24 protein-coding genes and 1 pseudogene are annotated in these 24952 nt (G+C 72.1%); 13 read left to right on the plus strand and 12 right to left on the minus strand.

Going from position 1 to position 24952, the window contains the following annotated elements; genetic code table 11:
- Positions 1 to 9: 9 nt before the first annotated feature.
- From I6J71_RS27355 to I6J71_RS27375, 5 genes are read right to left on the minus strand one after another with little or no spacing between them, the layout of a single operon-like run.
- On the minus strand, positions 10 to 1083 hold the full coding sequence (locus I6J71_RS27355) for a branched-chain amino acid ABC transporter permease (protein ID WP_204089476.1): 1074 nt from the start codon (positions 1081 to 1083) through the stop codon (positions 10 to 12).
- On the minus strand, positions 1080 to 1931 hold the full coding sequence (locus I6J71_RS27360) for a branched-chain amino acid ABC transporter permease (protein WP_204089477.1): 852 nt from the start codon (positions 1929 to 1931) through the stop codon (positions 1080 to 1082). Before I6J71_RS27360 ends, I6J71_RS27355 begins: the two co-directional genes overlap by 4 nt.
- On the minus strand, positions 1928 to 2659 hold the full coding sequence (locus I6J71_RS27365) for an ABC transporter ATP-binding protein (protein ID WP_204089478.1): 732 nt from the start codon (positions 2657 to 2659) through the stop codon (positions 1928 to 1930). The genes I6J71_RS27360 and I6J71_RS27365 overlap by 4 nt, the downstream gene beginning before the upstream one ends.
- Positions 2656 to 3432, minus strand: coding sequence for an ABC transporter ATP-binding protein (locus tag I6J71_RS27370; protein WP_204089479.1), 777 nt, complete (start codon positions 3430 to 3432; stop codon positions 2656 to 2658). Before I6J71_RS27370 ends, I6J71_RS27365 begins: the two co-directional genes overlap by 4 nt.
- Positions 3433 to 3437: 5 nt before the next feature.
- The gene (locus tag I6J71_RS27375; protein ID WP_204089480.1) at positions 3438 to 4640 is read right to left on the minus strand and encodes an ABC transporter substrate-binding protein; all 1203 of its coding nucleotides are present in this window, start codon (positions 4638 to 4640) and stop codon (positions 3438 to 3440) included.
- Between the two features lie 231 nt (positions 4641 to 4871).
- On the opposite strand from I6J71_RS27375, the gene I6J71_RS27380 reads away from it, so the two are divergent.
- Genes I6J71_RS27380 through I6J71_RS27390 form a run of 3 tightly spaced genes read left to right on the plus strand, consistent with a single transcriptional unit; the run spans position 4872 to position 6798 of the window.
- Positions 4872 to 5651: an enoyl-CoA hydratase/isomerase family protein gene (locus I6J71_RS27380; protein ID WP_204089481.1), complete on the plus strand. Its 780-nt coding sequence runs from the start codon at positions 4872 to 4874 to the stop codon at positions 5649 to 5651.
- 14 nt (positions 5652 to 5665) lie between these two features.
- Entirely contained in the window at positions 5666 to 6313 is a 648-nt protein-coding gene (locus tag I6J71_RS27385) for an enoyl-CoA hydratase-related protein (RefSeq protein WP_204089482.1), read from the plus strand.
- The gene (locus I6J71_RS27390; protein ID WP_204089483.1) at positions 6310 to 6798 is read left to right on the plus strand and encodes a nuclear transport factor 2 family protein; all 489 of its coding nucleotides are present in this window, start codon (positions 6310 to 6312) and stop codon (positions 6796 to 6798) included. The genes I6J71_RS27385 and I6J71_RS27390 overlap by 4 nt, the downstream gene beginning before the upstream one ends.
- Before the next feature lie 273 nt (positions 6799 to 7071).
- On the opposite strand, the gene I6J71_RS27395 is transcribed toward I6J71_RS27390, so the two are convergent.
- Entirely contained in the window at positions 7072 to 7374 is a 303-nt protein-coding gene (locus tag I6J71_RS27395) for a hypothetical protein (RefSeq protein ID WP_204089484.1), read from the minus strand.
- A gap of 772 nt (positions 7375 to 8146) precedes the next feature.
- Here I6J71_RS27395 and I6J71_RS27400 point away from each other — a divergent pair.
- From I6J71_RS27400 to I6J71_RS27410, 3 genes are all read left to right on the plus strand, one after another.
- The gene (locus I6J71_RS27400; RefSeq protein ID WP_204089485.1) at positions 8147 to 10936 is read left to right on the plus strand and encodes an AAA family ATPase; all 2790 of its coding nucleotides are present in this window, start codon (positions 8147 to 8149) and stop codon (positions 10934 to 10936) included.
- A 159-nt stretch (positions 10937 to 11095) separates the two neighbouring features.
- Positions 11096 to 13786: a helix-turn-helix transcriptional regulator gene (locus I6J71_RS27405; protein ID WP_204089486.1), complete on the plus strand. Its 2691-nt coding sequence runs from the start codon at positions 11096 to 11098 to the stop codon at positions 13784 to 13786.
- 386 nt (positions 13787 to 14172) lie between these two features.
- Positions 14173 to 14352: a hypothetical protein gene (locus I6J71_RS27410; RefSeq protein WP_204089487.1), complete on the plus strand. Its 180-nt coding sequence runs from the start codon at positions 14173 to 14175 to the stop codon at positions 14350 to 14352.
- Positions 14353 to 14635: 283 nt separating this feature from the next.
- Here I6J71_RS27410 and I6J71_RS27415 read toward each other — a convergent pair whose 3' ends face one another.
- Complete coding sequence (locus tag I6J71_RS27415; protein ID WP_204089488.1) at positions 14636 to 15106, minus strand: hypothetical protein; 471 nt, start codon at positions 15104 to 15106, stop codon at positions 14636 to 14638.
- 196 nt (positions 15107 to 15302) lie between these two features.
- A complete protein-coding gene (locus I6J71_RS27420) occupies positions 15303 to 16214 on the minus strand; it encodes a LysR family transcriptional regulator (protein ID WP_204089489.1) in 912 nt (303 codons plus the stop codon).
- Between the two features lie 82 nt (positions 16215 to 16296).
- On the opposite strand from I6J71_RS27420, the gene I6J71_RS27425 reads away from it, so the two are divergent.
- Positions 16297 to 17625 carry an aspartate aminotransferase family protein gene (locus tag I6J71_RS27425; RefSeq protein WP_204089490.1) on the plus strand — a complete coding sequence of 443 codons (1329 nt, stop codon included), beginning with the start codon at positions 16297 to 16299 and terminating at the stop codon, positions 17623 to 17625.
- 141 nt (positions 17626 to 17766) lie between these two features.
- On the opposite strand, the gene I6J71_RS27430 is transcribed toward I6J71_RS27425, so the two are convergent.
- The 3 genes and pseudogenes from I6J71_RS27430 to I6J71_RS27440 form a co-directional block, all read right to left on the minus strand.
- Entirely contained in the window at positions 17767 to 18171 is a 405-nt protein-coding gene (locus tag I6J71_RS27430) for a ferritin-like domain-containing protein (RefSeq protein ID WP_204089491.1), read from the minus strand.
- Positions 18172 to 18250: 79 nt separating this feature from the next.
- A pseudogene (locus I6J71_RS51135) lies at positions 18251 to 18508 on the minus strand (hypothetical protein); the annotation flags it as partial.
- A complete protein-coding gene (locus I6J71_RS27440) occupies positions 18483 to 18956 on the minus strand; it encodes a nitroreductase family deazaflavin-dependent oxidoreductase (RefSeq protein ID WP_204089493.1) in 474 nt (157 codons plus the stop codon). The gene I6J71_RS27440 and the pseudogene I6J71_RS51135, both read right to left, overlap by 26 nt.
- A gap of 139 nt (positions 18957 to 19095) precedes the next feature.
- Between I6J71_RS27440 and I6J71_RS27445 the strand changes: the two genes are divergently transcribed.
- Together I6J71_RS27445 and I6J71_RS27450 are read left to right on the plus strand one after the other, a co-directional pair.
- Positions 19096 to 19248, plus strand: a complete 153-nt coding sequence (locus I6J71_RS27445; protein WP_204089494.1) for a hypothetical protein — start codon at positions 19096 to 19098, stop codon at positions 19246 to 19248.
- Positions 19249 to 19557: a GNAT family N-acetyltransferase gene (locus I6J71_RS27450; protein ID WP_204097263.1), complete on the plus strand. Its 309-nt coding sequence runs from the start codon at positions 19249 to 19251 to the stop codon at positions 19555 to 19557. It begins immediately after the preceding gene.
- Positions 19558 to 19603: 46 nt separating this feature from the next.
- Here the strand turns inward: I6J71_RS27450 and I6J71_RS27455 are convergent, their stop codons facing one another.
- Positions 19604 to 20386: an IclR family transcriptional regulator gene (locus I6J71_RS27455; protein ID WP_204089495.1), complete on the minus strand. Its 783-nt coding sequence runs from the start codon at positions 20384 to 20386 to the stop codon at positions 19604 to 19606.
- Positions 20387 to 20464: 78 nt separating this feature from the next.
- Between I6J71_RS27455 and I6J71_RS48970 the strand changes: the two genes are divergently transcribed.
- From I6J71_RS48970 to I6J71_RS27470, 4 genes are all read left to right on the plus strand, one after another.
- The gene (locus tag I6J71_RS48970; protein ID WP_239153934.1) at positions 20465 to 21214 is read left to right on the plus strand and encodes a hypothetical protein; all 750 of its coding nucleotides are present in this window, start codon (positions 20465 to 20467) and stop codon (positions 21212 to 21214) included.
- The gene (locus tag I6J71_RS27460) at positions 21139 to 21957 is read left to right on the plus strand and encodes an asparagine synthase-related protein (protein WP_239155456.1); all 819 of its coding nucleotides are present in this window, start codon (positions 21139 to 21141) and stop codon (positions 21955 to 21957) included. Before I6J71_RS48970 ends, I6J71_RS27460 begins: the two co-directional genes overlap by 76 nt.
- A gap of 713 nt (positions 21958 to 22670) precedes the next feature.
- The gene (locus I6J71_RS27465) at positions 22671 to 23384 is read left to right on the plus strand and encodes a hypothetical protein (protein ID WP_204089497.1); all 714 of its coding nucleotides are present in this window, start codon (positions 22671 to 22673) and stop codon (positions 23382 to 23384) included.
- Positions 23385 to 23528: 144 nt separating this feature from the next.
- The gene (locus I6J71_RS27470; RefSeq protein WP_204089498.1) at positions 23529 to 24725 is read left to right on the plus strand and encodes a cytochrome P450; all 1197 of its coding nucleotides are present in this window, start codon (positions 23529 to 23531) and stop codon (positions 24723 to 24725) included.
- The last annotated feature ends 227 nt before the right edge of the window (positions 24726 to 24952 follow it).

Genomic DNA, 24952 nt, shown 5'->3' on the forward strand with positions numbered 1-24952 from the left:
GGGCTCCCATCATTCGTCGGTGGCAGCGGCGGCTGCCGGAGAGGCTTCGGCCGCCTGGTGGCGGCGGCGCACGAGAAGGCGTCCCAGCCCCGCGAAACCGTTGGGCGACACCAACAGCACGAGCGCGAGGACGCCACCGAGGACGATCTTGTCGACATCACCGCCGAACGAGGCGAGCTGCTGCTGCGCGGTGATCAGCGCGGCCCCCACCAGCGGGCCGAGCAGCTGGCGGCGGCCCGGCAGGATCACGGCGGTGAGCATGAACAGCAGGAACGAGGCCGACAGCAGGTCGGGGCTGACGTAGCTGCGCTGGAACGCGTACAGCCAGCCGGCGAGCGCGCTGATCGGGGCGGACACGACGAACACCAGCACTCGCGTGCGGCGCACGTCCACGCCCATCGTCGTCGCCAGTCCCGGGTTCATCTGCGTCATCAGCGCGTTGGCGCCCAGGCGCGAGCGCCGGAACCGCGCGATGAAGAAGACCACGAGCACGAGCAGCACGTAGGCGATCGGCCAGATGTCGGCGTCGGTGCGGGCGACGTACGAACCGCCGATCGCCGGCAGCGTCAGCAACGGGACGCCGACGATGCCGTCGGAACCGCCGAGACCGGACACGTTGGACACCACCGACAGCCCGATGATCGCCGTCGCGTAGGTGACAAGCGAGAACACGAACTCCCGCGTCCGCAGCGTCGCCAGACCGACCAGCAGCGCCAGCACCGCCGCGATCGCCAGCGAAACCAGCAGAGACGGCAGCGGTCCCCAGCCGGACTTCACCGTGAAGTAGGCCGTGGCATACGCGCCGGCGGCCCAGAACAGCGTGTGCCCGAGGCTCACCTCGCCGAGGTAGGACAGCACCACGTCGGCGCCGTAGGACATCATCGCGAAGATCGCGACGAGCACACACGTCGTGTAGATCTGCGTGGAGCCGCCCAGCGCGGCCGGCACGAGGAAACCCGCCACGGCGAGCACGAGCCAGGCCGTGACCCGAACGCCGGGGCCCAGCCGCCGGGCACGCCCCGCGGTGCCGGCTGCGGACGATGCCGGTGCCGGGGCGCGCCCGGCGTGCACTGCGTTCGTCATCGGGCGCTCAACCCCTGAGGTCGGACGATCAGGACCACGAGCAGCACGGCGAAGGCCGCGGCCGTGGAGAAGGCCGGTGAGACGTAGGCGCCGAAGAACGCGGTGAACACCCCGAGCCCGAGGCCGACGAACAGGCCGCCCGTCAGGTTGCCGATGCCGGCGAGCACCACCACGAGGAACGTGATCACCAGCTGGTCGAACCCGATCGAGGTGAGGATGGGGCTGCGCGGCGCGACCACGGCGCCGGCGAGCGCGGCGCACGCGGCGGAGAACACGAACACGCCGAAGTACACCTTGGCCGCGTTGACGCCGTAGAGCTGTGCCAGCTTCGGGTCTTCCGCGACACCGCGCACGATGCGCCCGATGTTGGTGCGGCCGAGCACGAGCCACGTGACTCCGTACAACGCGAGCGCGAGGAGCACGATCAGCAGGTCCTGCCCGGTGAAGCGCGCCGAACCGACCGCCAGGCCCGCGTTCTGGAACGGGCTGTCGATGATCTGCGGGTTGCCGCCGAACAGCAGTGACCCGCCGCCTTCGAGCAGGTAGCCGAACGCCAGTGTCACGAGCATCAGGCTCACGATGTTCTGGTCGAGGGTGAGCCGGCGCATCAGCAGCTGCATGAGCCCGCCGAGCACCGCGACGACCACGACGGCCACCGGGGTCGCCGCCAGGTACGGCAAGCCGGCCTTGGTGATCACGAGCCAGGTGAGGAACGCGCCGATCATGTACAGCTGGCCGTGGGCGAAGTTCACCATCCGAGCGGCGCCCAGCAGCACGGTCCAGCCGACCGCGAGCAGGGCGTAACCGGCGCCGAGGGCGAGGCCGTTGACGAGTTGCGCGAGGATCACGACCGGCCCAGCCTTCCGAGGTAGGCGGACACGATGCGATCGTCGTCGCGCATTTCGCTGCACGGCCCGGTGCCGACGACCCGGCCCTGCTCCAGCAGGTACAGCCGGTCGGCGACCTCGAGCGTGGCGCGCACGTTCTGCTCGACCAGCAGCACCGACAGCCCGCCGGCGACGAGCTCGCGGATGTGCTCGAGCACCTCGACGACGAGCCGGGGCGCGAGGCCCACGGACGGTTCGTCGAGGATGAGCAGCCGCGGCGCCGCGCGCAGGGCGCGCCCGATGGCGACCATCTGCCGTTCGCCGCCGCTCAGCGTGGCGCACTTCGCTTGTGCCCGCGCCGGCAGCTGCGGGAACACGTCGTACACATCGGACACCTCGTAACGCCGGCCGGCCGCGTCGCGCGGCGCCCGGACCATGCGCAGGTTCTCCTCGACGGTCATGCGCTCGAACACGCTCTTGCCCTCGGGCACGAGCACCACCCCGAGCTTGGTGCGCCGGTGCGCGGGCAGCGCGGCGAGGTCCCGGCCGGCGAGACGGATCGAGCCGGTGGCGCTCGCCTTGCCGCGCGACCACCCGGCGACGGCGTTGACGAGGGTGCTCTTGCCCGCGCCGTTGGCCCCGGCGACCGCGACGAGCTCGCCGTCGCCGACGGTCAGGTCCACTCCGGACAGTGCGGTGCTGCGCCCGTAGCGCACGCGCAGTTCGTCGACCTCCAGCAGCACGCTCATGCCGCCCTGCCCAGGTAGGCCTCGAGCACCGCCGGGTCGCGCTGCACGGCTTCGGGCTCCCCGTAGGCGATCGGCTCGCCGCGGTCGAGCACGAGCAGCCGGTCGACGATCTCCATCACCAGGTCCATGTGGTGCTCGATGAGCACCACGGCCAGGCCGCGGTCGCGCAGCTGCAGCAGCAGCTCGGCGAGGTTGCGCATGTCCTCACCGCCGACGCCGGCCGCCGGTTCGTCGACGAGCAGCACCTTCGCGCCGGCGCCGTAGGCGAACACGATCGACAGGCACCGCTGCAGGCCGTACGGGATGTTGTCCGGGAACATCCCGTGGTAGCGGGCCGGGATCCCGAAATCGGTGAGCAGCTGCGCCGCCGCCTTGCGGGTGCGGGAGCGCTGCTTCGCCTCCCGCCACGGCGTGAAGACACTGCCGGCCAGCGGCACCCCGTTCTCGACGGCGAAGGTGGCGGCCGCGTTGTCCAGCACGGACAGTCCACTGTAGAAGGAGTTCTGCTGGAACGTGCGGCGCAGCCCGCGCCGCGAGAGCCGGTGCGTCGGCACCGAGTCGACGCACGTGCCGTAGAGCTCGACTGTGCCGGTGCGGCGCACGGTGTTCGTCACCGCCGCGAAGCTCGAGCTCTTGCCCGCGCCGTTGGGTCCGATGATGCCGAGGATCTCGCCGTCGGACACCGTCCAGGACATGGCGTTGAGGGCTTGCAGGCTGCCGTAGCGGACGCCGAGGTCCGCGACCCGCAGCGCGGGGACCGGGGAGGCGGGCATCGGCCTCACTGCTCCCAGATCGCGTCGGGGATCGGGATCTCGTCGAGCACCTGGACCTTGCCGCCCTTGACGGTGAAGGCGTAGACCTTGGTCTTGAGCTGCCCCTTCGCGGTGAAGGAGACGTCGCCGAGCACGGTCCCGGTGAAGCTCTGGCCGTGGATCGCGGCGGCCACCTTGTCGCGGTCGGTGCCGGCGGCCTTCTCGACCGCCTTCGCCCACACGTCGACGCTTTCGGCGCCGAGGGCAGCGTATTTGTCGGGCAGGTTCCCGGTCTTGGCGGAGAACGCCTTCACGAACTCGGTGTTGACCTGGTTGGTGTCGAAGGGCGCCACGTCGGGGAAGTAGAGGTCGGCCGACAGGAGCCCGTCGACCTTCGCACCGCCGGCTAGCGAAACGACCTTGGGCGACACCGTGCCCAGTGCGGCGAAGTGCGGCGCCTTCATCCCGGATTCGGCGTACTGGTCGGCCAGTGCGGGCATGCCGGAGGACTCCGCGGCGTTGGCGGAGAACACCACGTCGGGATTCGAGCCGGCCAGCTGCGAGAGCGGCACGCGGAAATCGGTGCCGGCGTAGTCGAACTTCTGCTGGCTCACGACCTGGATGCCGTCGGGTTGCAGCTGCTTGCCGAGGAACGTGCCGGCGTCGTTTCCGTAGGCGTCGTTCTCCAGCAGCATGGCCACGCGCTTGGCCTTGAGGTCCTTCCCGATGTACTGCGCGGCAGCGTACGCGCCGGCCGCGTTGCCCGCGTTCATCCGCACCGCGTCGGGGTCGGCGTGGCCGATGATCGACGCGTTCTGCGGGATCGAGGTGATGTTGAGGACGCCGCCGCGCACCAGCACCGGCTGGATCGCGAGCGTGACGGGGCTGTTCCAGCCGCCCATCACGACGGAAACGCCTTCGTTGACCATGGCGGTGGCCGCGCTGACCCCGGTGGCGGGATCGCTCTTGTCGTCCTTGGAGACGATCTGCAGCTGCCGGCCGCGCACGCCGCCGGCCTTGTTGATCAGGTCTGCCTTGGTGGTGATCGCGTCGAGCACGTCCCTGCCGTTGGGGCCGGCGGGCCCGCTCAGCGGCACGATGACGCCGATCTTGAGCGGACCGGACCCGCTGTCGCCCGAGCTGCTGGAGGCCGGACTCGCGCCCGTGTTCGCGCAGCCGGCCAGCAGGACCGCCAGGCCCAGCACGGGGAAGAACCTTGTCCGTTTCACGCCAGCCTCCAGTCGACCTCGTTGTCGCCATACTTCAGCGTATGTCGAGCAGAAGGTATGCGGCCGGTGATCCGGCGTCAAGAGTCAATCAGGTGGCATTTATGGCTCTATACAAAGGAAAATGATCATCTCGTGGCGTTGACCGAGCTACATACGCTCGCGTATGTTCACCCTCGGACATACGCCGGGGTACGTCCCTCGGCGCCCCTGCTCCCGACGAGGAGGCCCCCGTTGGCCGACGACGAGAAGGCGGTGCGCTACGACGTGGGTGACCACGTCGCGGTGCTCACGATCGACCGCACGTCCGCGCGCAACGCCCTGAGCACCGACGTCCTGCGCGGCCTGTGCGACGGGCTCGACCGGGCGGAAGCCGACGACGAGGTGCGCGCCGTGGTGCTGACGGGCGGGGCGAAGATCTTCGCCTCGGGCGCGGACATCCGGGAGCTGCGCACGACCTCCCCCGCCGGCTACCTGCAGTCCGAACGGCTCGCGGCCTGGGCGCGCTTCGGCCGCTTTCCCAAACCGTCGGTCGCCGCCGTCGCCGGGTACGCCCTCGGTGGCGGCTGCGAGCTGGCGATGTCGTGCGACTTCGTCGTCGCCGCGGATTCGGCGACCTTCGGGCAGCCCGAGATCCGGCTGGGCATCCTGCCCGGTGCCGGCGGTACGCAGCGGTGGGCCCGGGTGGCGGGCCGGTTCCGCGCGGCCGAGCTCGTGCTCGCCGCCCGCACGGTGGACGCGTGGACGGCGCGGGAGTACGGGCTGGTTTCCCACGTCGTTCCGGCGGAACGCGTGGTGGCGGCGGGGATCGCGCTCGCCGGGGAAGTCGCGGCGTTCGGCCCGGTCGCGGCGCGGCTGTCGAAGGCGGCGGTGCGCGCCTCGGAGGAGCTGCCGCTGGCCGGCGGCTTGGAGCACGAGCGCGCGTTGCTGGGCACCTTGCTGTCCACAGAGGACCACTTCGAGGGAATCGACGCGTTTCTGGAGAAGCGCGCGCCGCGTTTCACCGGACGATGAGGAGACCGGCACCGATGAGCGAGTTCGTGTTCGAGGACCCGGGTGCGGGCCGGCGGCTGGGCGAGGACGTCCGCACCGCGCTGGCGAAGGAGATCCGCGCATGGCGCCGGGCGGCACCGGGCGCGGTCCTGCTGCGCGTGCTGGGCGACGCGTGGCACCACGCGCCGGAAGTCGGCTCGGCGCCGCTGGACCGGGACCGCGTCGCAGCCGGCTACCAGGCCCTGGTCAAAGATCTCTTCGGACTGGCCTGCCCCGTGGTCGCCGCGCTCGACGGGGAAGTGAGCGGTTTCGGGCTGGCGCTCGCGCTGGCGGCCGACGTCCGGCTCGCCACCGCGCGCACGACGCTCGCGGTCGGCGACCTCAAGGCCGCCGCGCTGCTCGGAGGGACCGGGTGGTTGCTCGGCCGGGCAGCCGGTACCGGAACGTTCGCCCAGCTCGCGTGGACCGGCGAGACGCTGCCGGCCGGCGAAGCCGCCCGCCGTGGCCTGCTGAGCCCGGGTGACGGCGACGCGGCCCGGGCGCTGGCGGACCGGCTCGCGGCGGATCCCGCGGGGTCGTCGGCGTTGAAACGCGCGCTGTCCACCCGCCAGCGCGGCGAACTGGAAACCGTGCTGGCGTACGAGTCCTGGCTGGCCGACGTCGCCGCCGGCGGTGCCGGATGAGCGACCTGCTGCCGGAACCCGGCTGGGCCAGCGCGGTGGGCCAGGTTTCGCTGCCCGAGCCGGTGCCCGGCGCGATCGCCGACCGCCTGCTGGCCGGTGAGCTGATCGCCCGCTACGGCTGGGCCTACGACGAACGCGACCGCGCGGCGCTGGCGGCCTGCTTCACCCCCGACGGTGTGTGGCAGGGCGTGCTCATGGGCCGCGACCGCGTCGACCCGATCCGCGGCGCCGACGCGATCGCCGCCTGGCTCGCCGGCTTCTGGCCCGCCCAGACCGACCAGCGCCGCCACGTCTTCACCAACGTCGTGGTTGGCGAACCCACCGGCGGCTCGGTGGTCGCCCACGCGTACTTGCTGCTGCTGAGCAGCCACGACGGCACCACCACCCCGGTGTCCGCCGGCCCGTACCGCTTCACGCTGCGCCGCACCGACCGCGGCCTCTGGCGCATCGCCCACCTGGAAGCGGGCTTCGACGCACCGTTCTGACGAGCGGGAAAGGCGTGACGGCACAAGCAAAACGCGGGGCAAGGAAACTACGATGGCCACCGCACTCGCGGCCCTGCCCAGCTCTCGGCAACTGCCGCGCAGCTCGCATCGTGAGCAGCACGACGCGCTCGCTCGCGCGGAGACACGCGCGATCGTGCAGGCCGGCAGTGATCCTCCGCGTTCCCAGGGTGTCGAGCAGGTCGGCGCACGCCGCGGCGGTCGGTTCACCCGATGCAGTCCACTTGGCGATTTTCGTGCCGGTGAACACGGACCTCAACAGCTCGGTCGGTTGGACAACATGGTGTCGGCGCCGATGTCGTTCACACCGGCCTGTCGTGGTCGGTCGCCGGAGAAGCCGATTCCGTGCTCGTCCAGCAGCAGCGAGCCCTGCCACAGGAGCTTCACCTCGGCCGGTTTCATCGCTGTGGCGGCCGACGTGGTCGCGGCGCCGGGTGCGGCTTGCGCCGGCGGACCTGCCGAGTCCGAAGGATCGGAGGAAGCCCGCTCACCGGTGGTTCGCATGCCGGTGAAGCCCACCGCCACCGCGATGCCCAGCACCAGGATGGTCGCGCTCACCCCTGCGGGACCTTCTCGTCGACGCTGACCAGCCTGGCGATCGAAAACAGGACGAAAGTGCTACTCCGATCATGATGACCTCGGTTGAGGTCACTGCACTGCCCCTCATCTCAGCCGCGTCGGAGACCCGCGGCCACCGCAGGTGCCGCTCCACCGCCGGTTCGTGGCCGTCCAGCTCGGCCCAGACGACGCAATCGATGGTCGTGCGGATGGCGGACTCCGGGACGAGATCGAGGTGCCTTCGCCTGCTCGGCGTGGCGGAGGCCGACGAGACGGGTACGGCTCCGACTGGCTCGGCTGCCTCCTCGCCGGCACCTACGGGCAGACCCTTCTCCGCTGCCGGCACCCTGACGACGCGTCCGAAGTGGAGGATCAGGCGCCGGGCCTCGCTTCGCCGGCCCCGGCGCGCTCGGCCGCGCCGACTCCACCCGTCGACTCCACTGTGGACGGATATGCCGCGCACGCGGAGCGCGTCACCGCCCGCTGCGGACCACCGCCGCGCCGGAGGACCACGCGGGCGTGTTCGGCCACCTGGCGGATCCGGTCGCCGCGCGGGTCGTGACGGGGGCGGTGCTCGACACCGACGGCGCCCGCGCACCCGTCAGCGCGGCGCCGATGCCCGAAGTGCAGACCTGATTCCCGCAGCGTACGGGGCTGTGGCGCACGCTTGCCGGGCGCGCGAGGGCGGTGCTATACGTGAAGTCGCGTCACCTGGCGGTCAGGGAGGCAAGCCGGCGAATGCACTGTCGCCGGCGGCGCGAAGGAGGAATGGGTGGCCAGACCGGGTCCTCCCGCACTCCTCGGCCGAGCCCGTGAGCTCGCGCTCCTCGACCGGCTGATCGAAGACGTGCGCAAGGGCCGCAGCTCGGTTCTCGTGGTGCGGGGCGAACCAGGCGTCGGGAAGACGGCTCTGCTCAACCACGTCACCGCCACCGCCTCGGACCTGAGAGTCGCTCAGATCTCCGGCGCAGAATCGGAGATGGAGCTGGCGTTCGCCGGTGTGCACCAGCTGTGCGCGCCGATGCTCGACCGCCTCGACGCCCTGCCAGCCCCGCAGCGCGAAGCGATCTCCACCGCGTTCGGGCTGCGCGAAGGCCGGCCGCCGGACCGGTTCCTCGTCGGGCTGGCCGCGCTGACGCTGCTGGCGGAGTCGGCCGCGAAACTGCCGCTCGTGTGTGTGGTCGACGACGTGCACTGGCTCGACAGCGCGTCGGTGCAGACCCTTTCGCTCGTCGCGCGGCGGCTCGGCGCCGACCCGATCGCGATGATCTTCGCCGTGCGCGAGAGCGAGGACAAGCGCGAGCTCGAAGGCCTCGACGGCTTTCCCGAGCTCGTGCTCACCGGCCTCGGAGACCGGCACTCCCGGCTGTTGCTGGGGACGGCGCTGCCCGGACGGATGGACGACCGCGTGCGCGAACGCATCCTCGCCGAGGCGCGGGGCAACCCGCTGGCGCTGCTGGAGCTGCCGCGCGACCGCCCGCCTGCCGCGCTGGCCGGCGGCTACAGCCTGGTCGGCGGCGACCGGCCGCTGCTCGGGCGCGTCGAACGCAGCTTCGCCGCCCAGCTGCAGACGCTGCCGTCCGACACCCGCCTGCTGCTGCTCGTGGCGGCCGCCGACCCGGTGGGAGAAGCCGCGCTGCTGTGGCGTGCCGCCGCCCGCCTCGGGCTCGGCGTCGAAGCCGCCGAGCCCGCCGAGACGGCCGAGCTGATCAGCTTCGGCACGCGCGTGCGGTTCCGGCACGCGCTGGTCCGCTCCGCCGTGTACCACTCGGCGAGCCTGCGTGACCGTCGGCGCGTGCACGGAGCGCTCGCCGGGGCCATCGACCCGCGCGTCGACAGCGAGCACCGGGCGTGGCACCGCGCCCAGGCCGCGGCCGGCCCGTCCGAGGAGATCGCGGCGGAGCTGGAGCACTCCGCGGACCGGGCCCGGGCGCGCGGCGGGATCGCGGCTGCCGCGGCGTTCCTCGCTCACGCCACCGATCTGACGCCCGAGCCCGAGGATCGCGCGCGCCGCGCCCTGGCCGCGGCGCAGGCCAAGCTCGACGCGGGCGCGCCCGGCGCGGCGCTGGCCCTGCTCGCCGTCGCCGAGGCGGCGCGGACCGACGAACTGCAACGCGCGAGGATCGACCTGTTGCGCGCCCAGATCGCGTTCGCCCGCCACCGCGGCCGCGACGCGCCGGCGCTGCTGCTCGACGCCGCGCGCCGCCTGCGCGACCTCGATCCGGAGCTCTCGCGCGAGACCTACCTCGAGGCGCTGATGTCGTCGGTGTTCGCGGGCCGTTTCGCGGGGAGCGAGGAGGACGGGCCCGACGGTGTCGCCCGCGCCGCGCTGGCCGCACCCCCGGCCCCAGACCCCCCGCGGGCGGTGGACCTGTTGCTCGACGCGCTGGTCAAGCGCTTCACCGCCGGGTACGTGGCCGCCGCGCCGCAGCTGCTCGAGGCGGCGCGGGAGTTCCGTCGTGAGGACGATGAAGACGTCGCCGCTCCACGCTGGTACGGCATCGTCGGCCGCATCGCGCTCGAGCTGTGGGACAAGGACTCCTGGGACGAGCTGGCCGCCAAGCAGGTGGAGATCCTGCGCAGCGAGGGCGCCCTCACGCTGCTACCGGTCGCACTCGTCTACCGCGCCGGCGTGGGCGTGCACGCCGGCCGCTTCGACGAGGCCGACGCCCTGCTGCAGGAGGCCACGGCGATCAACAACGCCGTGGGCGCTCACCCGCCGCTCGACGTCCAGCCCGTGCTGGCCGCCCACCGCGGCGAACAGGAGCGGACGCTGCGGATGGTGCGCGAGATCCGCCGGCGGGCGACCGTGCGCAACGAGGGGCGCGTCATCCCCGTGATCCAATACGCGTTGTCCGTGCTGCACAACGGACTCGGCCAGTGGCGTGATGCGCTGGCGGCCACTGGGCTCGCACTGGAACACGAAGATCTCGGCCTGTTTGGATACCTGCTGTTCGAGCGCGTCGAAGCGGCCGTGCACAGCGGGGAGCCGGAGCTCGCGGCGGAGTCGCTGCGCGTGCTCGTGACGCGCGCAGAAGCGAGCGGTACCGAACTCGCACTGGGCGTCGCGGCCCGCTCCCGCGCGCTGCTCGCCACGGGCGCCGAAGCCGACACGCTCTACCGCGCCGCGCTCGCGCACCTCGGCCGCCGCCGCACCGACCCCATGTTCGCCCGCGCGCAGCTCGTCTACGGCGAGTGGCTGCGGGGCGAGGGCCGGCTGGCCGAGGCTGCCGACCAGCTCAAACACGCCCACGACGTCTTCACCCGCATCGGTGCCACGGCGTTCGCCGAGCGCGCCCGCAAGGAGCTCGTGGGAGCGGGCGAACCGATGCGCGCCCCGGCCGTGGCCGTCTCGGACGCGCTGACCGGTCAGGAGTCCCACATCGCGCGGCTGGCCGCCGACGGCCACACGAACCAGGAGATCGCCGCGCAGCTTTTCCTCAGTCCCCGCACCGTCGAATGGCACCTGGGCAAGATTTTCGCCAAGCTCGGCATCACCTCGCGCCGGGGCCTGCCGGCCGCGTTGTCGGCCCGCGGCGCGCAACCGCAGTCCGAAACGTGAGGTTCCGCCGGGCTGTTCCAGGCTGACCGCTTCTCGGGCCCGCCCTCGCCTTCCAGTCCGGCCGGCCCAGCGTGAGCTACCTTGGTCGGGGGAGGTCGGAGTTCGCGTGACTGGGCAACAAGCCGCCGGTGACCACCGCGGCGATTCCGGCGTGACCTCGTGACGGGCCCGCTCGGCCGCGAGCGAGAGCTGCAGGTGCTCACCGGCCTGGTGACCGGCCGAGGCGCAGTGCTTGTCGTACGCGGCGAAGCCGGCATCGGCAAGACGACCCTGGTCGAAGCCGCCCTCGCGCGAGCACCCGGGCCGCGGGTGATCCGCGTCCGCGGCGCGGAGACCGAGCGCGAGTTCGCCTACGCGGGCCTGCACCAGCTGGTGGCCTCCGGCACCGGGCGGCTGGCCGGACTGCCCGATCCCCAGCGGTCGGCGCTGAAGCGCGCGCTCGGGTTCGCCGACGGTCCCGCGCCGGATCCCGGGCTGGTCGCGGCCGGCGCCGGGGCGGTCCTGGCCGAGCAGGACCGGACCACGGTCTGGTTCTTGGACAACGCCCAGTGGCTGGACCACCCGTCGCTGCACGTCCTGGCGACGATCGCGCACCGGCCGCCGCCGGGCGTGGTCATCGTGTTCGCCGCGCGGGAGGTCCCGGCGCGGCTGGCAGCGCTGCCGGACCTGCCGGTCGGCCCGCTCGCCGAGGAAGCCGCGTACGCACTGCTGACCACCGTGCTCCCGCAGCTGCTCGACCAGCGCGTCCGCCGCCGGATGGTCGCCGAAGCGCGGGGAAACCCGGTGGCGCTGGCCGGACTGCAGCTCGTGTTCACGCACACGGACCTCTCCGGCGGCTTCGGGCCCGCCGCCGTGCGCCCGATCGTCGACCAGCGAGAACGCGCCTTCGCCCGGCGGATCCGCGAGCTGCCGTGGCCGACGCGGCGGCTGCTGTTGCTCGCGGCCGCCGAGCCGACCGGGGATCCGGCGCTGCTGTGGCGGGCGGCGGCGATCCTCGGTGTTGACGAGTCCGCCGCGGCGGCGGCCGCGGGCCTGATGACCGTCGACGGCGTCGTGCGGTTCCACCACCCGCTCGCGCGGCCCGCGACCTACCACTCGGCGCCGCTGGCCGGCCGGCGCCAGGTGCACCACGCACTGGCCGCCGCCCTCGGGAAGGGCGACCGCGACCAGCGCGCGTGGCACCGCGCGCAGGCGGCGACCGGTCCGTCCGAGGAGCTCGCGGCCGAGCTCGAAGACTCGGCCGGCAGCGCCCGTGCGCGCGGCGGGGCGGCCGCGGCGGCCGCGTTCCTCGCCCGGGCCGCGGACCTGACACCCGACCCCGCCCGCCGCGCCGACCGGCTCCTCACCGGCGCGCAGGCGAAACTCGACGCCGGCGAGCCCGCCGCGGCCGCGCGACTCGTCGTCCTCGCGCGGGCGCTGGAGCCGGCCCGGTTGCCGGCGGCGCGCGCCGACTTGATCTTCGCGAAGGCGAGGTGGTTCACGGAGCCGGCGGGCGAAGCCGCCGCGGCTCTCGTGGCGGCCGCCGACGGGCTGGCCGGCCTCGACCCGGGCCTGGCCCGGGAGACCTACCTCGAAGCGCTGACCGCGGCGATCTTCGCCGGCGACGTGGCGGGCGGCGACACCCGGCCCGTGCGCGCGGTGGCGTTGGCCGCCAAGGGCGCGCCACCCTCGGCCCAGCCGCCCCGGCCGGTGGACCTGCTGCTGCACGGCCTGGTCGTCCGGTTCACCGACGGCTACGCGGCCGCCGTTCCCCTGCTGCGCGAGGCACTGGGCAAGTTCCGGGCGGCGGGCGCCGCCGACATTCGGTGGGCCTGGCTGTGCGCGAACCTCGCGCACGACCTGTTCGACTGCGACGGCATCGTGTTCTGGGCCGCGCACCAGGTGGAGCTGCTGCGGGCGACGGGTGCGCTGGGACTGCTGCCGAGGGCGCTCGGCTACCTGGGCCACGTGCAGGCGAGCAGGGGCCGGATGGCCGAATCCGCCGCGTCGCTGGCCGAGGCCGACGCCATCACCATCGCGACGGGGGCACCGCCGCGGCAGTTCGTCGAGCCGTTCATCGCCGCGTTCCGCGGTGCTGAAAAGCCGGCCGTGGAACTCGTGCGGGAGGCCGCCGAGCGCGCGATCCGGCAACGGCAGGGCGCGGCGCTGCGCGTGGTGCGGTTTTCGGAAGCGTTGCTGCACAACGGACTCGGGCAGTACCGCGCGGCGCTGGCCGCGGCCCGGTCGGCCGCGGAAGACGACGACGACCTCGGGACCGTCGGCGTGGCGCTCGTCGAACTCGTCGAGGCCGCCGTGCGGTGCGACGAACCGGAAACCGCGGCCGACGCGCTCACCCGGCTTGTGGAACGGACGGAGGCGAGCGGCACCGAGTTCGCCCGGGGCGTCACGGACCGGTCGCGGGCGTTGGTGAGCGCCGGCGCGGAAGCGGAGGCGCTGTACCGCTCGGCGCTGGCGCACCTCGCCCTCGGCGGTGATGCGCTGTGGCTCGCCCGTACCCACCTGATCCACGGCGAGTGGCTGCGGCGCGGCGGGCGCCGCATCGACGCCCGCACCGAACTGCGGCTCGCGGCGGACCTGTTCACGCGCATCGGCGCCAAGGCCTTCGCCGACCGCGCTCACCGCGAACTCCTGGCCACGGCCGAAACCGTGAAACCCGCCGAAGACGAGGGCCCGCTCACGACTCACGAAGCGTTCATCGCCAGGCTGGCCCGCGACGGCCTCACCAACCGCGAGATCGCCGCGCGGCTGGTGCTGAGCCCGCGCACGGTCGAATGGCACCTGAGCAAGATCTTCACGAAGCTGGGCATCACGTCACGGCGTCAGCTGAGGACCGCGCTGTCGGACGGCTGAGCCGGCTTCGGTTGCGCGGCAAACGTTTCCCCGTGGTGCTCCGCACGGTTGACGCACACCACAGTGCGCGGTCGCCGGGCGGCTCGACGGCTCACCAGTCCGGGTCACCGGTGGACATGGCTCGCTCCTTCCGCTTCGGCCGGCTTCCACCGCGACGGGGAACCCACTGCTCGCGCGGGGTCCGGGACAGGCAGACGTCCACACCGCGGCTTGCCTCCAGTCAACCGGAAGCGCGGTCCCGCGACGCCCGGGAGAACCCCGGGTCCCGGGCGACCCGGGAGGGCCGCGCCCATCCGACCGGGGTACGGGCCCGGGGTCGTACCGGGTGCGTCGGCCACCCGGGGATGCGACAGTTGGACCAGACCACTACGAGAGGGGCTCCGCGCATGACCCGCACACCCGGCCCCCGCCACGGCGCGGTGCCCAGGTGGCTGCGCGCGACGGTCTCCGGCCGCCGCCGGGCCGCCGCCGGGTGGCACCCGGGCGCCCCGTTCGTCGTCGGCATCCGCCGCACCTCCCCGGCGTGGTCCACGCGGCTCGACGAAATCGCGAGCCGCTTTCACTGACACTTCCCACCGGGGATGGGGGAAGACGCCCGCGCGCCCAGCCGGGGAGGGATGGGCGCGCGGGCCCATGACGGAAACCAGAGCGCCCCCTCGCGCGTCCTGCTTTCCGATCGTCCAGTTTCAGTCCCTTCGCCCGGTTCACGACGTCTGGTGGCCGTCCCGCGGCAGCGCGTTCACCTACCGCTTCGCCTCGGACCGGTGCGACGGCACTGTCGCGAGTGGAACGGCCCGCTGCCGAGTGCGAACATCCGTCGGCATCAGCGAAGGGTGGTTTCCTGCGCTCTTACGACTGACTGTCCCGTTGCACCAACCGGTCGAGCACTCGAGGAGCAAGCTCTGCCGGCTCGAGCCGGTAACTCCGCCGGCGGTCCTGGCTTTGCTCCTTGAGCGACGGCGAGAACTGCCACCGGCCGAGTGCGTTCGACGAGCCCGCCTTCGCCGCGAAATCAGTGCTGGGAACCAACCACGCCGTCACCAAGCGGGCCTCGGCGATGTCGACCGACACGAAGAGCAAGTGCAAAGCCGACCGGGGTGCGGAGCGTCTGCTTCCGCACGGACGCCATGAGCCTGCCTGCACTCGTTTGCTGCCGGACATCCGGGCCTTGACCTGAAACCCCCGCATCGCGGAGCTGCCCCGGCGGTTGAACACCAGATCCACCCCCTCGTCGTCAGCAAGAGAAGTCGCCGCATCGAGCTCGCCGCGCGAGGCGAGGAGGCAGGTAGCGGCCACGAGGTGTTCGACGGCCTTGCCCATCCGGCCGACCACGGGGCCTTCAGCAGGTGGTCGGTGACCTCGTCGTCGGTCTCGATCGCTTCGCGCGCAAGCCAACCTCACACCCAGAGCCGTCCGTGGTCACAGCTCGTGGTCGTGCCACCGGCGCCCGGAGCTACGAGAACTACCCACCGCGTTGTCCACGGTCTCTGTGGCCCGCTTCTCTTCGCGGCGAGAGCTACTCGTCACCGCCGAGGTGGGGCAGGTCGGGGTTCTGCCGCAGAGCGTCCAGCACGACCTGGACCGCCGCGCGCCGGGGCGAACCGCGGCGGACGGCCGCGGTGATCGTGCGCGTCACCGGGGAGACCAGCTCCCGCGTGGCCACCCGGTAGCGCGGATCGACCGCCAGGCCGGGCAGCAAGGCGATCGACAGGCCGGCCTCGACGTGCTGCAGGGCGAGCATGTAGTTGCTGAACCGGCACACCACGCGCGGCTCGAAACCCGCCTGGCGGCACAGCCGCAGCGTCAGCGTGGCCATGTAGGACTGCGGCATGTCGAACGCCCAGGCCTCGTCGGCGAAGGTGGCGAGGTCGGCGGCGCCCCGGCGGGTGGCGGGGTGGTCCGGCGGCAGAACGGCGACGATCGGGTCCGTGGCGAGCGGCACGAGGTCCACGTCGGGGTCCAGGGGCTGCTCGACGAAGTCCGTGGTGGTGATGATGAGGTCCGCGTCGCCGCCGCGGAGAGCGGGCATGCTTTCGTGGGGCTCCAGCTGGAGGACCTCGACGTGGAGGTCGGGGTGCGCCGCGCCCAGGCGCGTGGCCGCGGGCACCGCCAGCGTGTGAACCGCGCTCTGGAACGCACCCAGCCGGACCAGGCCGGCGGGTTCCTCGCCGAGGCCGCGTAGCTCGGCTTCGACCGTGTCCATGTGGTCCAGGATCGCGCGGGCACGCCGGGCCAGGATGACGCCGGCCGGGGTGAGGCGGACGTGGCGGCCGGTGCGTTCGAGCAGCGCGGTGTGCGTTTCGGCCTCCAGCACGGCCAGCTGCTGCGACACGCTGGAAGCGCTCAGGTTCGACGCCTGGGCGACCGCGCGGATCGTCCCCAGGGTGTCCAGCCGGGTCAGCAGCCGCAGGCGCCACGGGTTCAGCACTCCCCATTGTGCGGTTCTGCCGAACAGAATGTCCGGAATCGTGAGCTGGACGTGACGCTCGCCGCCGTCTTACCGTCGGGACATGGCTGCTCCGACCACTGCCCCGTCCTCCGCCGAGGCGTTCTGGGCCGACGCCGACCGGCACCTCGTGCGCTACGGCGGTGCGTTCACCCGCGAGATCATCGACCGCGCCGCCGGCAGCTTCCTGTACACGGCCGACGGCCGGAAGATCCTCGACTTCACCTCCGGCCAGATGAGCGCGATCCTCGGCCACTCGCACCCCGAGATCGTCGAGACCGTGCGCCGCCAGGCCGGCACGCTCGACCACCTGTTCAGCGGCATGCTCAGCCGCCCCGTGGTCGACCTGGCCCGGCGACTGGCCGAGACGCTCCCGGCACCCCTGGAGAAGGCATTGCTGCTGACCACCGGCGCGGAGACGAACGAGGCCGCGATCCGGATGGCCAAGCTCGTGACCGGCAAGCACGAGATCGTGTCGTTCGCGCGCTCGTGGCACGGCATGACGGCGGCCGCCGCGGCCGCGACCTACAGCGCCGGCCGCAAGGGCTACGGCCCGGCCGCGCCCGGAAACTTCGCGATCCCCGCACCCAACACCTACCGCCCCGACTTCACCACGCCCGACGGTTCCCTCGACTGGCGCCGTCAGCTCGACTTCGCGTTCGACCTCATCGACGCGCAGTCCGTCGGCAGCCTGGCGGCGTTCCTCGCCGAGCCGATCCTCAGCTCCGGCGGCATCATCGAGCCACCGCCGGGCTATTTCGCGGCACTGCGGGAAAAGTGCCGGGAACGCGGGATGCTGCTGATCCTCGACGAAGCCCAGACCGGCCTCTGCCGCACGGGAACCTGGTACGCGTTCGAACGCGACGGCGTCGTGCCCGACCTCCTGACCGTGTCCAAGACCCTCGGCGCCGGCCTGCCGCTCGCGGCCGTGCTGACGAGCGCCGAGATCGAGGAAACGGCGCACGAGCGCGGATTCCTGTTCTTCACCACGCACGTGTCCGACCCGCTGGTCGCCTCCGTCGGCACCACCGTTCTGGACGTCCTGCACCGCGACCGCCTCGACGAGCGCGCCCGAGAGCTCGGCGCGTTCCTCCGCCGGGGGCTGCAGGACATCGCCGCACGCCACGAGGTCGTCGGCGACCTGCGCGGGCGCGGCCTGCTGGCCGGGCTCGAACTCGTCGTCGATCGCGAGACCAAGAAAAGCTCCGACCGGCTGGGCTCGCTCGTCACGAAGCGGTGCCTCGAACTGGGGCTGCACATGAACATCGTGCAGCTCAAGGGCATGGGCGGTGTCTTCCGGATCGCACCACCGCTCACGGCCACGGAGGAGGAGCTGTCCCTCGGTCTGGCCATTTTGGACGAAGCGATCGGCGACGCGTGCGCCACGCTGTGAAGCCGGCCGCGGCGCAGGAATTCCCCCTGTGCCGGGGTTTCCGTTACGAGCGCTGCTCCGGCGGCACGTACTCGAACGTCGGGCCCGCCGTCGTCCTGCCGTCGCCGCTCGGCATCTTCATCAGCGCCCCCGCCTGTCCCTTCAGCTGGAACATCGTGCCGACGGCCGCGCGCAGTTGGCCGGGTTGCCGGTGAACGCGTCTTCGAGCAGGTAGAGCAGCAGGCAGTAGGTGGTGTTGAACTCCTGCTGCGCCGCGCGGATCTCGCTGCCCTCGGGGTAGTCGGCCGTGCGCGGGTTGCGGCGCATCGGCAGGAGGCCATCGAAGTCGACCTGGATCTCCTCACCGGTCGGGCCGGTCTGCGGGGTGTCGCCGGTCCGGTAGCAGCGGCCGTGCTTGAGCTCCTGGAAGCGGTAGAAGTGGGCGACCTCGTCGCGTTCGGGGTGGAAGACGTCGCGGTCGCCGTCCCACACCTGCGTGCGCGCGGCGCCCTCGCCTTGTTCCACGATTTCCGCGAGCGCGGCCTGCGCCGACTTCAAGTCGGTCAAGCACGCCGCCGCCTCCGGTGTGCAGGTGCATCTCGCCGATCTGGCGCTTCGCGTCGCCGGTGAAGACGGCTTCCTCACCGAGCTCGGCGCAGAGCTTCTGGAGTCCCGTCTGGACAGACGCGTAGCACTGCCCGATGGTCCGGTACTCGTCCGACTGCGGCCGCCGATGCAGGCCTGGCTCACGCCTTACCCGTCCGCGCGCAACCTGCTGTCGGGCTCGATGAGCGGGATGGCCTGGGCGCAGTGGGGGGTCGTGGTGGCGCTGTGGGTCGTCGGGCTGAACGCGGCCGGCTCTGCGCGCGTGCGCCGGGTCAGCGCTGTGCGGGCGTGAACGCAACCCCGTGCACCCGTTCCACCGACTTCGTCCACAGTGGATCAGCCGGATCGGCCGGGAAGCCCAGCTGCGGCCCGATCTTGCTCCACGCCCGGGGGTTGCGGTCCCGGTAGCCCCGAAGCACCTCGGCCAGCTCGGCGTTGTCCAGGAACCGGGCCACCGGCTCCCGCCACCGGTACTTGCCGCACCGCACCTCGATCGGCGCGGCCGCCTCGACGTTCCGGTACCACTGCGGCACCCCACCCCACGCCGCGATGACCGTCAGCTCGGGCACGTCCGCCCGGTGCCGGACGACCTCGACCACCACTTCCCGCCTCGCCCCGGACTTCCGCCCCCGATGGGCGAGGTACAGCAGCCGGTGCCCCAGCAGGGGGCCGAACCCCCAGCGGTACAACGGAATCGGCGCCCTGAGCGCCCACCGCAGCACCCCCGTCGGCGGACGATCGGTCACCGGCATGTCCACCTCCAGGCCTGGTTCTTCGCGCGTGCGACCATACTGGCACCGTGACCGCGCATCCGTGCCGCCTTTCCGGAATTTGGCGCGCCCCGTGAGCGGTCCACCACCTCGGTACAACGCGCGCCGCCGCCTCGTGCCCCTCCGCCCTGGCCTCGCCGACGATCTGTTCCGGCTCCACCAGGACCCCGGCATCGCCGAGCGGTACGGCGCGTGGAACCTCGCCGACGCCCGCGAGAGGGCCGCCGCGATGGGGCACGCCTGGCGGACCGACAACGTGCACAAATAGCTGGCCTACGACCGCGCCACCGCCACCCCCATCGGCCGCGGCGGCCTGTCCTGCACAGCCGAACGCCGGCTCGAGCTCGGCTGGGCGGTGCGCGAATCGTGGTGGGGACAGGGCTACGCCACGCAAATCGACCGGGCCGGGCTGGACTCCGCGTTCAGCGAGCTAGGCGCTCGCGAGGTCATCTCCTTCACCGAAACCCGCAACCACCGCTCCCGCGCCGTCATGGAACGGCTGGGGTTCCGCCACGACCGGGACATCACCCACCGCGGCGAGCCGTTCGTGCTGTACGTGCATGCAGCATGCAGCTAGTGTCAAGCTGGTGATTGGTGATTGATGCCGTTCAAGTCGGGCGGAGTCAGCGTTCGGGGGATCCCGGTTCCTGCCTGCAGGTATCCGTGCCCTGATTGCTCGACAGGCTCGCCGCGGTGGTGATGACCGCGGCGATGGTGCGCTTCAGGGTCGCGGGGGTGAGCCGGAACGAGGGCATCGACACGTTCACCGCGGCGATCGGCGTGCCCTGGAAGCCCAGGACGGGCGCGGCGACGGAGGTGAGGCCGACCTCGTACTCCTCGGCGCACACGACGTGGCCGGCGGGGCGCTCCTGACGCAGGCGTTTCAGGAGGGCCGCCGCGGTGCGCGGGGCGCCTCGCCGGCCGGGCAGCGGGCCGGTGGGGAGGATCGCAGCGACCTCGTCGGCGTCGAGGCCGAGGAGGAGGGCGCGGCCGCTCGACGTGCAGTTCAGCGGGGTGGTCCGGCCGACCCACTCGTGGGCCTGGATGCCGTGGCCGGACGACTCGCTGAGGACGGTGAGCGCCGACGAGCCCTCGCGGACGGTGAGGTAGGCGGCTTCGCCCAGGTCGCGCGTCAGCGCGCGGAGGGCTTTCGAGGCGGTGCGGCGCAGGTGGCTGTCGGTGCCGGCCGCGGCGAGGGCGAAGACGCGCCAGCCCAGGGCGTACTCGAGGGTCAGCGGGTCGCGCTCGGCGAAGCCCTCCTCGGCGAGCGCTTTGAGCGTACGGGAGACCTGCGTCTTCTCCGAGCCGAGCACGTCGGCGACCGCCTGCACGCCGAGCGGCCCCGAGCCGAGCGCGGTGAGCACCCGCAGGGCGCGGTGGACGCTCGTGAGGCTGTCGTTGGCCATGCCTCCAGGGTCGCTGCGCAGTGCGCGGAGCGCAACTCTGGTTGCCCAAAGCCCACGGGCGTGCCTAGCGTGACGATCATGTGCGGAATAGTCGCGTGGTACTCGCCGTCCGGTCGTGATCTCCTCGGTATGGGAAGGGAAATGCTCGGCCGGATCGTCCACCGTGGACCGGACGACCGCGGGGAAGCATTCGTGGGGCGGCGAACGTGGCTGGGGCACAACCGGTTGTCGGTCGTCGGGCTCGAGGACGGCGCCCAGCCGCTTGACGGACCGCGTGGCTGGGCGATGGTGTGCAACGGCGAGATCTACAACGACGCCCAGCTGCGCGAAACCCTGCCCCACTACCGCTTCGGCACGGGCTCGGACAACGAATCCGCCCTGGCGTTGCTCACGGTGCACGGTCCCGGGGCCCTCGACCGGCTCCAGGGCATGTGGGCGCTCTGCGCGGCCACACCGGACGGCCGGTTCGTCGCCGCTCGTGACCGGCTCGGCATCAAACCCCTGTACTGGGCCAAAACCGGCGACGCGGTCCTGTTCGCCTCCGAACTGCGCGCCTTCCCGGTCGAGGTCCAACACGACGTCGAGGTGTTTCCGCCCGGCTGCTGGTGGACGCCGGAGGACGGCCTCGTCCAGTTCGCCGAAGCCGTGACAGCGGGCGCGATCAATCACGAGGAGACGGAACGCCGGACGCGCGAGGTGCTCGTCGACTCGGTCCAGCGGCACCTCTGGCCGACGTCGAGGTCGGCGTTTTCCTGTCGGGCGGGCTCGATTCGAGCCTCGTCGCCGCCGTCGCGGCGCAGGAGTACGCGCGGCGCGGCCTGCGGCTGAAGACGTTCTCCGTCGGCACCGCGGACTCCCCCGACCTCGCCGCCGCCCGCGAGGTCGCGGCGTTCCTCGGCACCGACCACCACGAGGCCGTCTTCGACGCGGCGCAGGCGATCGCGGCGCTGGACGACGTGATCGCGTCGGTCGAATCGTTCGACGCAGGGCTCATCCGCAGCGCCGTCCCGAACTGGTTCCTGGCCGAGCTCGCGTCGCGCCACGTCAAGGCCGTGCTGACCGGCGAAGGCGCCGACGAGCTCTTCGCCGGCTACGGCTACTACCACGAACGCCACCGCGCGCCGGGCGCCCTGCGGCGCGAGCTCGTGCGGACGGTGAGCCTGCTGCACGGCCTCAACCTGCAACGCTGCGACCGCGTGACGATGGCCCACGGCCTCGAGGCCCGCGTGCCGTTCCTCGACACCGCCGTCGTCACCCACGCCATGTCCCTGCCCGACGAGGTCAAGGTGCTCGGCCCCGACGGCATCGAGAAGGCCCACCTGCGCCGGGCCTTCACCGGTCGGCTCCCCGGCTCGGTCCTCTGGCGCCGCAAAGCGGAATTCGGCACCGGCAGCGGCGCGCAGGACCTGCTGACGCCGTACTGGGAAAGCCGCGTGACCGACGCCGACCTCGCCGCGAACCGGACGGCACAGGTGCGGTCCAAAGAGGAGCTGGCGTACTACCGCGCGTTCCGGCGCGCGCTGCCGGAGATCCGGCCCAGCTCGGTACTGACGCGGTTCGCCGTGGCCTGATCACCGCCTCGCCACACGGCCGGGGATTGGTCCATCCCGGCAACCGGGGCGGCGAACGGCCCACCGCGCGCCGCGAGTCATTACCGTGCGCGGACGTGGGGGACGCACTGTGGGGGCCGGCTGCTGCTCGCTGCGGACGGCACGGGATTGAAACTGGCCGGCCCAGTGGCCGCATTCGGCCTGTGGGGCATCCGCCTACGCGTGCCGTGGCAAAGGGCTGACGCTGAGCCTGGTGTTCGTGACCTTCGTGACCTCCGTGACCTCCGTGACCTCCGTGACCTCCGTGACGAAGGATTTCCTGGAACCGATCCTGCCACCGCTCGCCCACGGCCTGCCCGCTCCGTCCCTCGGCACGGTCGCGGGTCAGCGCCCACACGGGGCGGATCCCTCGGCTCGTGGCTCCTGCTCAGCTCCGTCGCCGCCGGAATCGGCGTGGTCGCCGCCCTCACGGACACGGTCCTGAAGTACCTGACGACCGCAGCGCTGGTCCTGTCCTGCACCGTCGTCTCCGCAGGGCCGACGCCCCGCGCGACACCCTGGCGGAGAAGGCCGACGACGGCCGGCACGAGGGGTGAGCAGGCCCCCTTCGGCGCGGCCGCCGTGCGCCGGGAGAAAAAATTCCGAAGCCGGGTGAACCGTCCTGGAGCCGGCAGCCGTGTCCCGATCGAAGTCGCCCGGACGGACCGGGGGCCACAGACCAACGGGGAGTTCCCATGTTCCGCAAGCAGGCGATGTTCCTGGCCGCTTTCGTCGCGGCGGGTGCCGCGGTGCTGTCTGCCTGTGGGCACGACGCCGCCCCGGCCGACACGTCCGCCGGGGCCGAGAACCTGCGCGGCGCGGCCGCCGCTCCCTCCTCCGGGGCGCTGACCGCGACGAGCGCGGTCCTGTTCGACGACGCGGCTTTCTCCGACAACGGCGCTTCGCAGGGTGTTTCCGGCAAGGGCTGCCAGCCGGTGGCGCGGCCGCGCGTCACGTCGTCGCTCACCGCGACCGGCACGCTCAAGCTGTGGAGCGGCGCGAACTGCACGGGCAAGTCGGTCACCGTCACCGGCAACGTCAGCAACCTGGCCAAGCTCGGGTTCGACAACAAGGTCGTGTCGGTCAAGCTGGCCGGCGACGACAACGGCGGCAACAACGGCGGCGACAACGGGGGCAACGGCGGCGACGTGAAGCTCACCACCACCTTCGCCCTCCTCGACAGCGGCAAGAACTTCTCCGAGCCGGACGGCTCGCAGGTGGCCGGCGATCCGGGCTGCAACACCGTCCGGAACCCGGACCTGGTGCGCTCGATCGACGCCGACGGCACCTACAAGATCTGGACCGGCCCGAACTGCGACGGCCGCTCGATGGTCGTGACGGGTGACGTCGCCGACCTCGAGAAGATCGGTTTCGACCGGCAGGTCGGCTCGCTCCGTCTCGCCGGCTGAATCACCGCAACGGCTCAACCACAAGGGAACCGCGGGCAGGGACGCCGGGTACTTCCGGCGCCCCTGCGCCGCGAAGACCAGTCACCACCGCCGAAAACCTGGAAGAGTCGGCTCTTCCAGGTTTTTCCGACGGATGGAGCCGTTTTGCCGCTGACGCTCGACCACCCCGTGCACGATCTCGACCCGGCGATCCCGACGTACGACGAAGGGGCGGTGCTGCGCAAGCACGGCCCGATCGTCCCGGTGCAGCTGGCCGAAGGCGTCCGGGCCTGGGCCACCACCACGTACGACGCCACGCGCACGGTGCTCGAGAGCCACCCGCACCTGTCGAAGGACCCCGCGCACTGGGGCGCCTACCGGCGCGGCGAAATCCCGGCCGGATTCCCGTTGCTGCCCTTCATCGTCGGCGAAACCATGCTCACCAAGGACGGCGCCGACCACCTGCGGCTGCGGCGGCTGGTCGCGCGGGCGTTCACACCGAAGCACATCGCCACGCTCGCGCCGCGCGTCGAACGGCTCGCCGGCGAACTGCTCGACGGCCTCGACACCGGCTCGGTGCTCGATCTCAAGGAGCAGTACGCGTTCCCGCTGCCGATGCGGATCATCTCGGAGTTCTTCGGCGTCACGGACCCTGAACGGCAGCAGGTCCTGCGCGGGCACTACGCGACTCTGCTCAGTGCCGACGCGACGGGCGAGCAGCGCCAGGCCGCCGCGCTCGGCCTCGGCGACGAGCTGACGCGGCTCATCGAAGACAAACGGCGGCACCCCGGCGACGACCTCACCAGCACACTCGCCGCCATCGACGACGGCGATCGCCTCAGCGAACAGGAACTGCGCGACACCCTGCAGCTCATCCTCGTCGCCGGACACGAGACGACCGTCAACGCGATCACCACGACGATCCACGCGCTGCTGACCCATCCCGACCAGCTCGCCCTCGTGCGCGGGGGCCGGCACGACTGGTCCGCCGCGTTCGAGGCTGCGCTGGCGTGGAACGGACCCTTCCGCAACGTCTATATGCGTTACGCCACCGCCGACACCGAGATCGCCGGCACGCGCGTGCGCGAGGGCGAGCCTATTTTCGTGCTGCTCGCGTTCTCCGACCGCGAAGCCGCCGAGCGCTACGACGTGACACGCCCACCCAAGGGGCACCTCGCGTTCGGCGCCGGCCCGCACTTCTGCATCGGCGCTCCCCTGGCCCGCCTCGAAGGCGCGGTGGCGGTGGGCAAGCTGTTCACGCGGTTCCCCGACCTGCGCCTGGCCGTTGCCGAGAACGAGCTGACACCGCTGATCTCGCCGGCGATCAACGGCTTGACGACGTTGCCCGTGCGGCTCGGGTGAGAGCCGATCCCGGATCGCGGTGTGGACCACTGCCCTGATCTGCCGGAGCACGGCCGATTTTGTCGGTGGGGGCCGAGAGAATGGAGTGCGACGGCCCTTCGGGAGCGTGCGCTTTGTCGTGTCCCCTCGCCGCTGGTGTTCCCACGGACTGCGTGATTCGGCGTCGTGACGCGTCCGGGTCGGGTGTCGGCGTTGGGACGGTCGGATTCGGCCGGACGGAGCACGAT

The sequence above is a fragment of the Amycolatopsis sp. FDAARGOS 1241 genome (assembly GCF_016889705.1).
Classification (GTDB): Bacteria; Actinomycetota; Actinomycetes; order Mycobacteriales; family Pseudonocardiaceae; genus Amycolatopsis.